Consider the following 15,614-nt stretch of genomic DNA (forward strand, 5'->3'; position numbering starts at 1 on the left):
GACGACGACAAGGACCACGACGACGAGGGTTGCTCCGACGAGCACGACGACCACGGCAACGATCCGGACAGCAACGACTCGCCCTGCAACCCCGACGACGACAAGGACCACGACGACGAGGGTGATGACAATGGGAACAAGGAATTCAACCAGGGTGGTTACACTTCGCATGGGCACACTGCCGGGTTGTTCGCCCCCGCAGGTGGCCGCTGCCTAGCCACCCAGTATGCCTGGCTCGAGGCTCAAGAACCGCAGAACATGTCGGCAGTGCGAATTACCAATCCACAAGACCAGCCTGTCGCAGTCACCCAAACGATTTATGTCTATGACAATCAGGGCGCGGTCGCTGACTACTATCAAAACAGTGACGTCGTTCCTGCCCGCGGAACAATTGAACTCGCGTTACCCGACGGACAAGCTTTCTTGAATGAAGCCACCGGCAATCCGTGGTACCACACTCGGATGTTGAATACCTCTGCGCCCGTTCAGGTACATGTATCCTTTGACCAAAACATCGACCTTGCCGGAATCGCTCAAACCGATTGGTGGTGGGGTTCCCATGAGCCGGACCGCCCGAGGACACTCCTCCTGGTCAACCCGAATGAGTCTGCAATCACCGTCGAAACGGAAGCCTATACATACGTGGCCGACGAACTGAAACGAGTCGATGGAACACCAATTTTCATCGGACCTCACGATGCCCTGCTCGTCGACTATACGGGCCAAGGAGGCCCCAACTTTGCCGAGATGCAGGATGCTACGTATCATTTTTCGAGCACACAGCCGTTCGTCGTCCACCTTCAGGAACCAACGCTGGGAGATGTTCTTCCACTTAGCTGCGCCTCATCGGCTGAGGCTGACGACCAAAATCCGACACCGACGCCAACATCCGAAGCTACGACCACCATTGGAAACGATACGGTGACATTTGTTGGTGTCCAGTACGACTATCCCTCGACAGGCCAGTCTACGTGGTACTACACAATCTCGTCTGGCTCCAAGCCGTCAATCAGCCATGTAGACTTTGCCCTTGACCTCACGGAGCAAGGTGGTGTTCACCAGGTGGTCGGCGGTGTTAATGGGGCTGGAGTATGGGGTCCGTCCCAAAACAATCTACTGCCCGGCAGCGGCATGCCGGAGATTGGCACAGATCCCACTACGGGCATAACAGGCCTAAAGTTCGATCAGGGATTTGCGGACAACGAACAACGCAACTACTACTTCACCCTGCAGAAGAACTTTGAAGTCGGTCAGGTGGTAGTCGCAACCAAGGGTGGAAATGGATTCGATATCGGCCTTGTGCCTGGTCCCTCCACTACGGACAAGGCGCAAGCGACACCGACGTTTACACCGACGCCGACGCCGACGCCAGCACCACCTACACCGACGCCGACACCCAAACCGGCGCCACCTACACCGACGCCGACGCCGACGGTGAAGTACGGACCGCCAGGTTTCTGTGAGAATCAAGCATCCTTGGATTTCAACGGACTGCCAGCAGGCACAATCATGACGAATCAAATTCCTGGCGTGCAGATTTGGGCAGAGAACAATCGCTCGGGACATCCAGATGTGGCTGTGCTGTTCGACAGCAGTCACCCAACTGGCGGAGACACAGATTTGGGTACACCCAATCAAGATTTCGGCGGTCCTGGAATGGGGGCCGGCGGCAAGATCGGGAAACCCGGCGAGAACCGCTATCCTTTAGGCAACCTGCTTATCGTCGCAGAAAACAGCAAAGATGATAATGGGGACGGCCGGATCGACACCCCAGACGACGAGTCGAGCGGCGGAATGCTATTCTTCGAATTCGAAACGCCTCAAGATCTGACGTCTATCTACGTGGTTGACGTCGAAGGCAACGAGATAGGTGGGGTCGTCTACGCTTATGATAGCCAAGATCAACTAATTGCTGCAGTCGACATCCCGAGCACAGGGGACAACGGCATCAGCAACGTGCCATTGAACCTTAGCAGTGTTTCTCGCCTCGAAGTCGCCCTATCGGGCTCCGGTGGCATCTATGCCCTGTGCCGCGAGTCTGACGATCCACCGATTGTGCCTTCTGGCGAGGAAGGTCGGGTCAAGTACGGGCTCCAGGCATTGTACACATTCAATGAAGGTGGTGGCTCGGTTGTGTATGACGTGTCAGGTGTGGGCCAACCGCTGAATCTCACCATCGAGGATGCGGGAAAGGTGAGCTGGCTCAATGGTGGCTTGGCCATCAACGACGCTACGAAGCTTTTGTCAGACGGCCCGGCCACAAAGATCATTAATGCGGCTAACTGGAACAATGCCTTGACCATCGAAGCATGGGTGAAACCACCGGCCTCCACGAATGACTCCTTGGCCGTGATGGCGTCTCTCTCCAAAGACGCCAGTCATCGAAATGTTGCGCTATTCCAGCAGGAGAGTCTCTACATCGCCGGTCTACGCACTTCGGCAACATCTGAAAGCGGCATGCCCTTCCTCGTATCACCCATTGGAGCAGCGCAGCCGGAATTGGTTCACGTGGCCTACACGCGGGACGCGGCAGGAGTCGCGAAGCTCTACGTGAATGGCGTGGAGGTGGCTAGCGGCGTTACAGGCGGACTGATCGACAACTGGGACACAACTTACAAGCTCATTCTCGGAAGCGAGATGACCGGAGAGTGGCCGTGGCTTGGTGAATACCATCTACTCGCCTTCTACGACCGGGCCCTCACCCAGGATGAAATCTATCAGAATTACGATGCATCTGCAGATGATTCCAATATCGAAGCGCCTATCATTGTCATGGCGGACCCGTCTACAATTGTCGCGGACGGACAAAGCACAAGCCTAATCCACATCACAGTCCAGGACGCGAAAGGGAACCGGTTAGCAAATCAGGCTGTCAACCTCTCCACCACCTTGGGGACCTTCGCACAACCTACGGTGATGACAGACGCCGCAGGAGAGGCAACGACCACGTTGGTCGCGGATGTCAAAACAGGGCAGGCGAAAATCGTTGCAGCAACAAGTGGTGGGCAGGGGCTCGGCTACGTTAACATGGTAGAAGGGACGACAACGGTGGCGGCGCCAGACACCGAGGCCGTAATCGAATATGTAGCGCCCGAAAACACCGGCTCTACAAATGTCGTCGTGCCCCCAAACGCTGTCCACGCTGAGTCGAGGCTCAACTACGCGCCGATGACCACAGTGTACGCGTGGCAACCAGGCTTTGGGTTCGGTGGGCAGGCGTTCAGCCTGAACCTATATCAGAATGGCCAACCACTTCACGACTTTGTCTTCGCTGTGCCGATCCAGATTACAGTGGTGTACAACGATGCAGAGCTTGGAGAGCTGGATGAAAACCACCTCACCCTTATGTACTGGAACGGTGAAACATGGCTAGATGCGGCGACTACATGTTCACCCACATCCGTATACGAACGTCACCCAGACGAAGACTATTTTGTCGTCTCGATCTGCCGACCGACGGAATACGGTGTATTTGGCGTCCAAGACAACCTTCATCGAGTCTATATGCCGATAATGAGCCGCCTTTCGTCACGACCGACCAGTGTATATCAAGCGCAGATTCTTTATCTGCCTGTCGTTGGAAGATAGGGACCGAACTGTCGGTCAAGTTGAGCTAACGCAAGAGGGGGGCGGATGTTCGAACATCCGCCCCCTGTCTAATAACATAGTACCTTCGCCGTAGGGCTTACGACTATCATGAACCTATGTTCACAGGCCTTAGGGCCAACCCCAGATGAGCAGACCCAGTCTCCAGCATAATTGACGCACAGGAATAAACAGCCCAACGATCGCTGAGAGATTCTAGTTCTTCACGCCAACCAGTCATTCGCCCCCTGGTGGCTAAAATGGGACCAACGCCGTTCCTGTAAGAAGTGCTGCAAAAGGGACAAAAATCCTGTCGAGTGGACGGCCAACTCTTTGCTCACCCTCTGGGGACGCAATAACGGGGGTACAACACAAATATGTGTACAAGAGAGGCAGGCTATTGCCAATATGCAACCATTTCCGTGTCCACAGAAAGCTGCAGATTCGGAATCGCAAGCACTGACATTAGTAGAGGTAAAGTGTAGTCAACTTGAACAATGATATGGTTCTCGGGCGGAAAACCAGATGTTTGATATAAGACAGTTGTAGTCGCAAGGCTGGGATCAAGCCCACCCCGCACTAATTCATCTGCAACCAAAGCACTCAACACGCCGCCATCGGTCTGGGCGGAAGCGCCAAGAATGGCCGCCTCCCTACTTGCATTGAGCAGCGTTACGTAAGCCTGAAGAGAACGACCTACATCCAGTACGGCCGCCATGAGCAACAACAGCACGGGCAGAATCAACATGAGCTCGGCAAAACTCTGTCCATGCTCCTGTTTCACTATTTTCAAGCTTCCAGTTCGCGGACCGATCATAGGCAACTCAGAAGTTGTTTGGTGTCAATCACACATGTTGTGCATCGCAGCCTTTCCTCAAGAATACACAAAGGGATAGCAGACGAAAATAGACGACTTAGTACCAATCAGACAATGGTACAAATGGTAGATCAGCCTCGGTAGCAAGGTACCATTGTTCTTCACCTCTGGAAAATTTAAACTGAGGCCACAAACACCGGACCGAAGCGAAGCACTGTATCGATACATAAGCGGTCCCTAAGGTACGGATGGTTTCAGGAAAGCAGCGTAGGCGTGAATGGTATCAATAACATTACATCGTTCGTGTGTGGCTGGAGCGCATCCAAGTAACAATCGTTCGTTCAGACAACTAGGCGTGTGAATATCTGCTCTATCGCTTTATAGGAGGTGAAACAATGCAGATGGTTCTTCAGATGATGGCGGCGTTGTCCAGAGAAGACGGGCAGGGACTTGCTGAGTATGGCATGATTATTGCCTTGGTCGCTGTCGCCGCGATTGCCGGCGTCACCGCCTTCGGCACCGACATCAGCAGCTTCTTGGCCGGCCTGGGCACCCAGTTCAGCTTCTAGGTCCTCCAAGCAGAAGTTGAGAAACGAAGGGACATGTCCCTCTCTACAACTTTCTGCTACGGCGAACACGGGAACGCTTCTTAGCGTCGTGTCAAACAAAATAACGGAACTGGAATGAGCGAGGGACACAAAGGGGTGTCGCCTCGCTCATTTTTGTGCATCTACCCATTACACCCAGTAGAGAGTCGACACAAAAGCGGAGAGTCTTCAAATGCAACAGGTAGTCGATAGGCCAAGCCCCCCACGGTGGCAAGCGCAAGGGGTCAGGTGGACATCGCTTGACATCCTATGGATAGCCCTGCTTCCGGCCACATTGCTCATCGCGCTCAACACACGCACGATAGAACCCAATGACTACTGGTGGCATGTGCGCACGGGACAAATTATTATAACTGAACATAGGATTCCGGTCGTTGACGAATTCTCCTTTTCCCAGGCTGGCACCCCTTGGATGAATCAGGCGTGGCTTATGCAAAGCGCATTGTTTATCCTCCATCGTTCCGGAGGCCTTCCCCTCGTCCTAATGACTCATGCGCTGGTCATCACCTTGGGGTATGCACTGGTCCTACGGTCTTCTATTCGTAGTTCCGGATTGAAGGCGGGTGTGATTGCATCATATGTAGGTGCAGCAGTTGCATTCCGGAGCTGGGGGGTTCGTCCACAATCAATTTCATTCCTGTGGTTTGGAGCACTCATCGCCTTGATCGAATCCCACCGAAAGAATAAAGGACGTCAGATATGGTGGGCTGTTCCGCTATTCGTCCTTTGGGGAAACAGCCACGGTGGTTTTGTATTTGGTCTTGCAGTACTTGGCCTGTATATCTGCGGTCAACTATGGACGTTATGGAGCAATAGGTCAATCGCGTCAAGGGCCACCAAGGCTTTTGAGCTGATCGCCCTTGGCGGTGCGTCCATCGTCGCCTTGAGTCTTAACCCGCAAGGTTTCCTGGGCAACATTGTATATATTGCCGGCTTTCTGAAGAGTGACGCTACGCTCCGGGGCAATTTGGAATTTGCGCCCATTACGGTCCGCACTCCAGCAGGCGCCCTATTTTTCGCATCACTGTTGATCTTCGCTGCGGCCTTATCCACAAGTAAAAAGCGACCGGAGGCCGATCAAGTCGCCGGTGTCCTTATTTTTGCTTTTTTCACTTTGTTTAGCCGACGTAGTGCTCCCTGGTATGGCCTAGTCCTAATCCCCCCCCTTGCATCTTTGATGCAACCGCTGATTCCGACGCACCGCCCCGAGAAGCAGAAGCCACTACTGAACGGGACCCTCCTCATATTCCTTGGGATCGGAGTTGTCCTATCGACGCCATGGCTACGAAATGCATTTCCTTGGCTAGCTGAACAAAAACCAATAGTAAGCCACATGACGCCAATTCGTGCCACAGCGTTTCTCTGCAGCCATATCCCAGCAGAGGGGGCACGCATATATCAACACCAAGCCTTTGGCAGTTACCAGGAATGGGCTTGCCCAACCCATCCGGTGTTCATCGACACCCGTATCGAACTTTATCCCCAAGAGCAATGGGAGGACTATCTTGTGATAAATAATGCTCGATACGACTGGGAAAAAATCACGCAACGGTACGGATTCACACATTTATTCTTGAGCGTATCGGATCAACAAACAGCGATATCTGCGGTTCGTTCTTCGCCCAGATGGCGCGAGATCTACAGCGACGAACGAGCCGTCCTGTTTGAACGAACCGATGCACCGAAGAATTCACGTGAGCAAGGCGACCCTAGATCATGACCGGGGTTCCGACAACCTAGCCACCTAGCCACTTCAGGATGCAATCGCCGTTCCGAATCCTCACAACAGCACGATTCGCACACAGATCATTGATCTCCTCGTCTCTCCAGTGTCGACGCTTCAGTACTATTGAAACTATGGGTCCCTCTTATCATTATAAATATGCGATATTTGAAAACCTCTGATTGTTCTCATTTTTAACCAGGATTGTGTTCGTAAGCCGCAGATACGAACGCCTACTTTCGCCGAGAAAGGGTAACACCTCCAGTTCCATATATAAGGAGTACAGAAAGTGGCTCAACGACGTGGATGGTTGTGGATGACCTCAGGAATCCTATTGGCGCTGATTGCGGGGCTATTCACATTCCGAGCCATCAATGATGCCGTGATGAACGCAACATCCTCGGCTGTCGAGCAGACACCTACAATTCCCGTTCTTGTGGCTGCGGTCGACATTCCGGCTCGACGCCTGATCGATGAGTCCATGATTACAGTCAAAAAAGTCCCAGCCAATCTTGTACCGGAAGCGTACATCGACACGCTCGATGATGTGATCGCGAAAATGGCAACTGTCCCGATTGCAGAGGGGGAAATCCTGCTCCGGACTCGCTTAGTCGATCCCACGGATAAAGATGCACCCATCTTATACCGAATTGACGAAGATGAAGTACTGGTCGCTGTACCAGCGAGCGCTCTTATGAGCAGCCTAAACCTCCTAAGCGTGGGTGATCACGTCGATTTAGCCTACACGGTAGCGCTGGAATACACCGACAAAGAAACGGAAGAAATCAAGTCAACAACTGCGGCCTTTTTAAGCCTTCAGAACCTGGAAGTGAAAGGGCTGGTTCGGAGCCAGCCTCCTACGGAAGAGGGTGGGGCGCTCCTGAAACCTGATGCTGTCCTCTTGGCCGTTCGCCAACAGGATGCCCTCGTATTGAAATATCTGATCGACATTGGTGCATCGATGGATTTCTTCTTACGGCCGCCAGGTGTAGAGGCCCTCTCCCCTACTACGCCTGTCGATGCTGAATACTTAGTTGATCGCTTCCAGCTATTCGACAGCCTGCCCGATGAACTTGTCAATGAAATTATACGGCGTCAACAGAGCGCCAATGACACAGCAGAAGAACAGACGGCTGATTAGACACGACTGACACCAATCCGTGAGTATGGCCATGGCCAGCAACGACAATCTTGCCGCGAAAATCCAAACGCTAATTCTGAGCAGTCATACCGACGTTCTGAATAAGCTGGAGTTGGCCTTTTACACCGAGCCGCACTATCGGGCCAGTTTCACACGCACAACACAAGAAGCGCTTCAGGTCCTTGCCCAGCACCAGCCCGACATTATCCTTGTGGATGATGCCGTAGCAGATGGCGCATCGATCGAGGCGATCCGAAAGCTTGCCATCATTGCCCCTGCCACGCCGATCGTGGCGCTGGCCGATGAACAAGCCGTAGACTATGTGAGAGAGGCGCTTCTAGCCGGCGCCCGAGCATTTTTGACCAAACCCTTGCACGAAGCCGAAATCTTCACGACGCTTAGTCAGCTAGTGGAGATGGAAAATCTGCGTCAAAGCACCGGAGGAGGGAAACGATCAACCGGTGGAACGTCTACCGCTCATATTTTGACGGTCATGAGCTTGAAGGGTGGAGTTGGCAGCACAACCTTAGCCACCAACTTGGCCATCATGTTACAACAACAGCAAAAGGGACAGGTCATTCTTCTAGACGCTCATCCCCGCCTGAGCGACATAGAGGCTACTCTCAATATCCAAGCGCACTTCACCTATGAGGACCTCCTCCAACACGGTGAGAACGTCGACGCTGAGCTCGTACGCGGAATGCTGTCGCCCCACACAAGTGGAATTCAAGTTTTACCTGGCGGCCGATTTTTGGAGCCGGACGAACGGGCTTCGGCCCTACACTTCGAACATATTCTTTCCATTCTCGCCCACGAGACAGACTACATTGTGATTGATAACGGGGCCATGATTGGCCCTCATACAGAGCCAGCACTTACATTAGCCGATGACGTTCTCCTCATTGTCACACCGGAAATTGCAGCCTTACGCCGAACCGTTTCTTTCCTTCACAGCGTGGACGAAGGGGGATTCCCCCGGGAAAAGCTTCGCCTTGTCGTAAATCGAGACGGCCTAGAATCTGGCATTCTCGCTGAAAATATCAGCCGGCACCTCAACATACAGATTACTGCTCGCATCCCGGAAGACAGCCGCCTGGTCACGTACTCCTTAAATCGGGGCGTACCTTTTGTCTTAAGTCATCCAAGAAGCGCAGTGGCGCGCCAGATTGCGAGTTTGGCAGACAAGGTCAGCCCGAAACAATCTGAACAGACCAGTAGGCAGCAGCGGAGTTCTGTATTCGGACGTTTGACGACTTTATTTCAGGGTGGCGCAGCATGAATCGTTCAGGCATTTCCCATAGGCAGGCGCTCGGCTGACATTCCTCTGACTCGCCTTTTGCCAATGAATCAAGAGACGATAGCATCGATGGACACGAACTTATTTTTCCTCGTGCTTCTTGGAATCGGAATCGGAATTGTCGTCAACGTATGCGCAGACTGGCTTCCGAAACGACTCTGGCAAGCAGACGAATTTCCTTGCCATGTGGTTTATCGCCTGATGCGTTGGATCAGCGTAGAAGCATCAATTGTCGCTTTGGTGCTTTACTCACATGCTGTCACTGCACCAGGAGCATCACTGCTACAATCGCATACGGTCCAGCAAAAGCCGTGGCTCCAAGACACTTTTCTTTATGCTTCATGTGGCGTCTTGCTTCTTATTGCTGTCATCGATTTAGAACACAGAAAAGTACCCAATGTACTTGTAGGCGGAACTCTTGCTCTAGGAATAGGCATAGCAGCGCTCTTTGGACCACAAGATGTGACGGTACGCATGATCCTCGGAGGAATTGTCGGTCTCGGCGTATTTGGCTTGGTGGCAGGGCTCAGACAGGGTGGGATGGGAATGGGAGACGTCAAGCTGGCTGGGCTGATCGGGGGGATGGTGGGTTATCCATACGTGTTCATTGCTCTATCGATAGGCATCATTGCTGGCGGCATAGGAAGCTTACTCTTGGTACTCAGCCGGCGCATAAACCTAAACGACTCCCTTGCGTATGCACCATTTCTCTGCATTGGAGCGCTGATAACTCTGTGGCATGGCGCAACAATTCTTGCCTGGTACAGTCAGCGATTCATCTAAACGCAATGCATAGAGGTTCGAAATGACTGTCTTGATTACCCTTTCAATCATGGCTGCGATCGTATTGCTCTTTGTAGGCATTTTCATGCTCCTCGGCCCCGACACGGGCATCGAAGAGCGTCTATTAAATAGCCGGATGGTTGTTGGAGCCAGTCAAGGGGATGATAAAGGCGCCTTCCGCCAACGAGTGAACCAACAATTCGAGAGTGCCCGTATTGGCAGCCAACTCACACTTGCGCTGACTCAGGCTGGCATCAAGATGACTGCGGTGGAATTTCTAGCCCTAAATGCCGCCCTCATCATCGGTGCATTTGGGCTTGGTTTCCTGATAGGGCGGACCGTTTACAGCGGGCTCGGGTTGGCCATTCTGGCGTTATTGGGGCCACGATTTTGGCTAAAAAGACAAAAAGAGAAACGTCTTGCTGATTTTCAGTCCCAACTACCAGATGTCTTGAACTTGCTAGTCGGCAGCTTGCGTTCTGGCTACGGTCTGGTCCAGGCATTACAGCTCGTTGCTCAAGAAATGCCCAGCCCGAGTAAAGAGGAGTACGGTCGCGTCACCCAAGAAATGAGCCTCGGGCTTTCAACGGCAGAAGCGCTTGATCGCTTACTTGAACGGATGGAAAGCCCAGATCTGGAAATGGTGGTTGCCGCCATCAATGTGCAAAGCGAAGTTGGGGGCAACCTTGGAAGCATCCTTGACACCATTGCCAATACCATTCGTGAACGCATTCAGATCAAGGGTGAAATTCGCACAATTACAGGCATGCAAAGAATGACCGGTTACATGCTGGCCGGTATGCCGTTTATCCTTGGCGTCATCCTGATGTTACTTAACCCTCGGTATATGATGCAGATGTTTGTCTTTCCTTGGTTTTTCATTCCTATCGGCGCAGCAATCAACATTGTGGTGGGGTTGATTCTCATCAGCAAGATGGTCAACAGCATAGAAGTTTGAAGCGAGCGGAGGCGTTATGGATGCACTTAGGCTCGGACTTCGTGAACTTATTCAGCTCTTGGAACCTTATTTGCACAGCCAGGTAGTGAAAAGCAGCTTCTTGTCCATCCTCGTGATGCTCGCTGTCATTTTGTTTGTCAGTGGATTGCTACAGGAGAAACAGAGGCGGGATTTAGAACGCCGCCTCGAAAAGGTTTCAAACGCAACGAGCCAGAACGATTCCTCAGAATTTGACGTCCCATTCACAGAACGCATTTTACTTCCAGTTGGCAGAGCGCTACTCACCCGACTCGGACGGCTCACACCGCGGAACAACCTTGAGCAAGTGCGTAGGCAGCTAGCGCTGGCTGGCAATCCCGGCAATCTTGTTGTGATCGACTTTCTTGGCCTCAAAGTGTTGTCAGGCATCCTTGGCGGGGTTCTGGCAATCATTTACTTTGTCTCTGTGCGAGACACTCCTTTGTTCTCCTCCCTTATGTTCGGCTTGGTCGGAGCAGGTCTCGGATCATACCTTCCAAATTATTGGTTGAATCGACGCATTCAACAGCGTCGAGAAGAAATCTCCCGCGCTTTACCTGACGCGCTGGATATGCTGACCACCATGGTTGATGCAGGGCTCGGTTTTGACATCGCTCTTCTTCGTCTGGCTCAACGCTGGCAAAACGCGCTTACCGAAGAATTCGAACGCGTTGTTCATGAAATGCAGATGGGCGTGAGACGCGTTGACGCGTTGCGCAATATGGCCGAACGGAATGACGTTCCTGAACTCCGCGCATTTGTTGCAGTCCTCATCCAAGCTGACAGTCTTGGTATCTCCATCGCGAATATTTTGCATGCCCAAAGCGATCAGATCCGCATGCGTCGACGCCAATGGGCGGAAGAGCAAGCCAATAAAATGCCCATCAAGATGCTACCGATCATTGCCTTTTTCATATTTCCGGCTTTGTTCGCTGTTATCTTGGGCCCTGCAATCCCTGGTATTTTGAATGCAATTGGCGGACTGTAATCTACTTGGGCCTATGAGTCAAATGAGTGAACGATGACTGTACAAAGTGGCGTTTCGTACATTAACGATCCTCGATACCGTGAAGCCGCGCAACTCATTCAAAGGGGGGCCTGGAAAGCTGCCCTCGGGCCTCTGCGCGACTTAGCAAAGGAGTACCCCGATCAACAAGATATTTCCTCTCTGATCGAAGAAATCAGAGCCCGCGAACACCTAGAACGAGGCTCCATCGCGGCGCGCTCGCCCCTCACGATTTACCTCCTCAACCGCCGGCGCCTGACCGTGCTTGCAATCACGATCGTTCTTGCCCTGATAATCGTCTCCGGCTGGTTCGTTTACAACCGCTGGTTGGAACCCGCTCGACGCATTCATGCTCGTCAAGCCGAGTTAATTCAAATGCTCTCTGACGCCCAAATTGCACTCGCTCAAGCCCGCTATAAAGAAGCAGCCGATCTATTTGCCGCTGCCCTTGAAATCGATCCGGGCAATAGCAGCGCATCGCAAGGCCTCGAAAGAGCCCAACGGGAGCTTTCCTTAGCAACGCGCTATAACCGCGCAGTAGAACTGTCGAGTAAGGATCCGCTCGAAGCCCTGCTTCTTTTCAGAGAAATACGACAAGAAGACCCTGCCTACAAGGATGTCGCTGAACGGATCGAGCAAATTGAGACACAGGTCGCCCTACAAGAGATTTTCATCGAGGCAGAGGAAGCGTACCAATCATCGGACTGGAAAGGAGCGATTGAGCTTTATACAGCGTTGCGCGGCCGTGACATTGACTACCGTTCAGTCACTGTCGAACAGCATCTTTTCGAGAGTTACCGGAACTATGCAAGAACATTACTTTCACAGCAAAGCCCGTCTCGAGCTCAGCTAGAGCGGACTATCGAGATGTATCGGCTGGCACTGAGTTTGCAGCCCCGGGATCGTGAATCCCGTCTCCAGGTCGAACTACTTGGTAAACACCTTGAAGCGCGCTCACTAATGGACGAAGAGCGCTTTGCTGAAGCAGCTATTCTGCTGAGCGCGATTCATAGCGTCGATCCGAACTTCCTAAATGGCGACAACCGTCAAGCGCTCTACTTTGCGTTGCTTCACTACGGGAGCCAGCTACAAAAAGCAGGAGACCTAAAAGGCGCTCTCAAGCAGTACCAGACGGCAGCAAATGTACCCGGAGTCAACACAGCAGAGGCAAAAATGAGGCAACGGCTCGTAGCCCTTGCTTTGACGCCGACCCCAACGCCGACCCCCATGCCTCAGCCAACACCTACCCCAGACCCAGAGGAAAGTGGTCAGCTCATCCAACCCTTGGAACATTTCATTGGCTGGATTGCTTATAGAAGTGATCGTCCGGGATCACCGTCAGGTATTTGGGTGATGCGCCCAGATGGGAGCGAGCAACAGCCTGTCCTCGATCCAAATTACTTCTATGAGCACTTGATTAAACAAGCCCAGTGGAGCAATGACAACCTCCGTCGTGTCTACGTCGAGGGAGACAGATCAAACCCGGCCGTCGTGTCGATCTACATCTGGCGATACGATGTTCCCTCTCATTGGAGGGAAGCGCGAGTCGAGTTGCTTAACAATAGCGCGCTCAACTATCAGCCGGTATTTTCGCCCAATAATGAATTTATTGTCTTCACCTCTCAACATGCGCGAGGACCTTCATGGGGCCGATGGGGAAACTGGGGTGACGAGATTTTCCTGCTACGCTTTTCAGAAATCAATAGCGACGGCTATGTAGAGCCTCACCGCCTAACGTTCAACGATTGGGAATGGGACAAACACCCAACAGTGAGCCCAGATAACCAAACTATCGCCTTTTGGAGCAATCGAATCACGGGCAGGGCACAGATCTGGACAATGAATGTAGATGGTAGCAACCAGCGCAATATTAGCAACAACGAATGGAACGATTGGGACCCCGTGTTCGTCATGCCCAGACGCGAAATCCCAAACATTGAACAGAAGACCGCACAGGTTGCTCCTACCTTTGATCCGGCCCTGTACGATGAAAACGGCAATGAGTAAACAGGCAGGAGGTCACAAGAGAAGATGAGCTTATTCAAGCGTACCCCCACCACGCCTTCAAGCGGTAGGCGCCTTGCTCCTGCAACGCCGCAATCCGCCAACAAAACGCCTACCGCCAACCCTACACTGGAGCTAGCGAAGCCAGCCAAGCCAATCACGAGTATCGGGCGACGAACCGGTGGGAATCGCCCGGTCCCTAGCGGCGACTTCCCGCCTGCCTTCATCGTGATCAAAGACAAGGTTCAACAGGAACTATTAAACGAATTCAACCAAAGCCCGATAACACTGGATATTGAAAGCGGACGCCAGACAATTGAACCAATCTTCAGCCGGGCGCTTGCATCCGCCGGCTTGGTCCTGAGTCGGGCAGAGCGGCAGCAACTTTTCGACATGATTGTGGCCGACATCCTTGGGTTTGGGCCGTTGCAACCCCTGCTGGAGGACGACAGCATTACCGAAATCATGGTGAATGGCCCCCGTCGGGTTTACATTGAACGAGGAGGCAAGCTCGTCTTGACTGATGTGAAGTTCCAAGATAACGCCCATGTTCTGCGAATCATCGAGCGTATCCTCGCTCCCCTGGGGCGCCGCGTCGATGAAGCCAGCCCCATGGTGGATGCACGCTTGCCAGATGGCAGCCGCGTCAACGCTATCATTCCGCCGTTGGCCATCGACGGCCCGAGCATCACCATCCGCAAGTTCAGCAAAACCCCCCTCACGGTGGAAGACCTGATCCGCTTCGGCTCCTTCACGGAGGAGTTCGCCAAATTCATCGAAGCGTGCGTGATCTCCCACCTGAACATCATCGTGAGCGGTGGCACCGGCTCAGGTAAGACAACCTTGCTCAACGTGCTCAGCGGCTTTATCCCCGATACGGATCGGATTGTCACCATCGAGGATAGCGCGGAACTCCAACTCCGCCAAGATCACGTCGTCCGTCTCGAAACTCGCCCCCCCAATATCGAGGGCAAGGGCGCCATTACCATCCGGGATTTGGTCATCAACAGTTTGCGCATGCGTCCGGATCGTCTCGTCGTCGGTGAGGTGCGCGGCGGCGAAGCCCTGGACATGCTCCAGGCCATGAACACGGGTCACGACGGTTCCCTCTCCACAGCCCACAGCAACAGCCCACGAGACACCCTTAGCCGCCTGGAAACCATGGTCCTCATGGCCGGCATGGAACTCCCCCTGCGGGCCATCCGCCAGCAGATCGCCTCCGCCATCGATTTGATCGTGCATGTGGATCGCCTCCGCGACGGCAGCCGACGGGTCATGTACTGCACCGAAGTCCTGAACATGGAGGGAGACACCATTTTGACTCAGGACATCTTTCGATTTGAGGAAGAAGGCGTAGATGAAGAAGGCAGAATCATCGGCCAACTCCAGCCAACCGGAATTCGACCGAAAGTTCTGGAGCGCATGAAAGAAGACCAGGTCTCCTTGCCGCCGGATCTCTTTGCACCGAAACGCATGCGGTTCCGCTAAACGGAGGAGGCGCCCATGTCCACCAGGGTTTGGAACATCGATCGCAACAGCGCCCTTATGACCAACGGACGCGTCGCCGATTCCTTTTGGAGCCGCACCAAAGGCTTGATTGGGGTGAAACGCCTGGACGCGGGGGACGGTCTGCTTATCGAGCCCTGTAACAGCGTACACTGCTTCTTCATGTCC

13 protein-coding genes are annotated in these 15,614 nt (G+C 53.2%); 11 read left to right on the forward strand and 2 right to left on the reverse strand.

The annotated features are described in order from the left end of the window. Positions 1 to 402: 402 nt before the first annotated feature. Positions 403 to 768 (reverse strand): hypothetical protein, encoded by a 366-nt coding sequence (locus tag D6694_12200; protein RMH38545.1) that lies wholly within the window; start codon positions 766 to 768, stop codon positions 403 to 405. Positions 769 to 1,509: 741 nt separating this feature from the next. Here D6694_12200 and D6694_12205 point away from each other — a divergent pair. Continuing rightward, positions 1,510 to 3,588 (forward strand): hypothetical protein, encoded by a 2,079-nt coding sequence (locus tag D6694_12205; protein ID RMH38546.1) that lies wholly within the window; start codon positions 1,510 to 1,512, stop codon positions 3,586 to 3,588. Between the two features lie 394 nt (positions 3,589 to 3,982). Here the strand turns inward: D6694_12205 and D6694_12210 are convergent, their stop codons facing one another. Beyond that, positions 3,983 to 4,402 carry a hypothetical protein gene (locus D6694_12210; GenBank protein ID RMH38547.1) on the reverse strand — a complete coding sequence of 140 codons (420 nt, stop codon included), beginning with the start codon at positions 4,400 to 4,402 and terminating at the stop codon, positions 3,983 to 3,985. A gap of 413 nt (positions 4,403 to 4,815) precedes the next feature. On the opposite strand from D6694_12210, the gene D6694_12215 reads away from it, so the two are divergent. The 10 genes from D6694_12215 to D6694_12260 all read left to right on the forward strand — a co-directional run. Beyond that, the gene (locus D6694_12215) at positions 4,816 to 4,971 is read left to right on the forward strand and encodes a Flp family type IVb pilin (GenBank protein ID RMH38556.1); all 156 of its coding nucleotides are present in this window, start codon (positions 4,816 to 4,818) and stop codon (positions 4,969 to 4,971) included. Between the two features lie 211 nt (positions 4,972 to 5,182). Further along, positions 5,183 to 6,730, forward strand: a complete 1,548-nt coding sequence (locus D6694_12220; GenBank protein RMH38548.1) for a hypothetical protein — start codon at positions 5,183 to 5,185, stop codon at positions 6,728 to 6,730. Positions 6,731 to 7,049: 319 nt separating this feature from the next. After that, positions 7,050 to 7,874, forward strand: a complete 825-nt coding sequence (cpaB, locus tag D6694_12225; protein ID RMH38549.1) for a Flp pilus assembly protein CpaB — start codon at positions 7,050 to 7,052, stop codon at positions 7,872 to 7,874. Between the two features lie 25 nt (positions 7,875 to 7,899). Further along, a complete protein-coding gene (locus tag D6694_12230) occupies positions 7,900 to 9,153 on the forward strand; it encodes a response regulator (protein RMH38550.1) in 1,254 nt (417 codons plus the stop codon). Positions 9,154 to 9,216: 63 nt separating this feature from the next. Beyond that, positions 9,217 to 9,954 (forward strand): prepilin peptidase, encoded by a 738-nt coding sequence (locus D6694_12235; GenBank protein RMH38551.1) that lies wholly within the window; start codon positions 9,217 to 9,219, stop codon positions 9,952 to 9,954. 22 nt (positions 9,955 to 9,976) lie between these two features. Then, a complete protein-coding gene (locus tag D6694_12240) occupies positions 9,977 to 10,912 on the forward strand; it encodes a hypothetical protein (protein ID RMH38552.1) in 936 nt (311 codons plus the stop codon). Between the two features lie 16 nt (positions 10,913 to 10,928). Continuing rightward, positions 10,929 to 11,918: a type II secretion system F family protein gene (locus D6694_12245; GenBank protein ID RMH38553.1), complete on the forward strand. Its 990-nt coding sequence runs from the start codon at positions 10,929 to 10,931 to the stop codon at positions 11,916 to 11,918. A gap of 33 nt (positions 11,919 to 11,951) precedes the next feature. Next, a complete protein-coding gene (locus tag D6694_12250) occupies positions 11,952 to 13,943 on the forward strand; it encodes a hypothetical protein (GenBank protein ID RMH38554.1) in 1,992 nt (663 codons plus the stop codon). Positions 13,944 to 13,967: 24 nt separating this feature from the next. After that, a complete protein-coding gene (locus D6694_12255) occupies positions 13,968 to 15,428 on the forward strand; it encodes a CpaF family protein (GenBank protein ID RMH38555.1) in 1,461 nt (486 codons plus the stop codon). A gap of 57 nt (positions 15,429 to 15,485) precedes the next feature. Continuing rightward, positions 15,486 to 15,614, forward strand: a 129-nt coding sequence (locus D6694_12260) for a DUF192 domain-containing protein (protein ID RMH38557.1), incomplete at its 3' end; no start/stop codon positions are given.

This window comes from Gammaproteobacteria bacterium, assembly GCA_003696665.1.
Classification (GTDB): Bacteria; Pseudomonadota; Gammaproteobacteria; order Enterobacterales.

Coding starts and splice junctions, on each gene's coding strand:
- D6694_12200 (RMH38545.1), bottom strand. CDS start 768: ATGATACGTAGCATCCTGCATCTCGGCAAAGTTGGGGCCTCCTTGGCC.
- D6694_12205 (RMH38546.1), top strand. CDS start 1,510: ATGACGAATCAAATTCCTGGCGTGCAGATTTGGGCAGAGAACAATCGC.
- D6694_12210 (RMH38547.1), bottom strand. CDS start 4,402: ATGATCGGTCCGCGAACTGGAAGCTTGAAAATAGTGAAACAGGAGCAT.
- D6694_12215 (RMH38556.1), top strand. CDS start 4,816: ATGATGGCGGCGTTGTCCAGAGAAGACGGGCAGGGACTTGCTGAGTAT.
- D6694_12220 (RMH38548.1), top strand. CDS start 5,183: ATGCAACAGGTAGTCGATAGGCCAAGCCCCCCACGGTGGCAAGCGCAA.
- cpaB (RMH38549.1), top strand. CDS start 7,050: ATGACCTCAGGAATCCTATTGGCGCTGATTGCGGGGCTATTCACATTC.
- D6694_12230 (RMH38550.1), top strand. CDS start 7,900: ATGGCCATGGCCAGCAACGACAATCTTGCCGCGAAAATCCAAACGCTA.
- D6694_12235 (RMH38551.1), top strand. CDS start 9,217: ATGAATCAAGAGACGATAGCATCGATGGACACGAACTTATTTTTCCTC.
- D6694_12240 (RMH38552.1), top strand. CDS start 9,977: ATGACTGTCTTGATTACCCTTTCAATCATGGCTGCGATCGTATTGCTC.
- D6694_12245 (RMH38553.1), top strand. CDS start 10,929: ATGGATGCACTTAGGCTCGGACTTCGTGAACTTATTCAGCTCTTGGAA.
- D6694_12250 (RMH38554.1), top strand. CDS start 11,952: ATGACTGTACAAAGTGGCGTTTCGTACATTAACGATCCTCGATACCGT.
- D6694_12255 (RMH38555.1), top strand. CDS start 13,968: ATGAGCTTATTCAAGCGTACCCCCACCACGCCTTCAAGCGGTAGGCGC.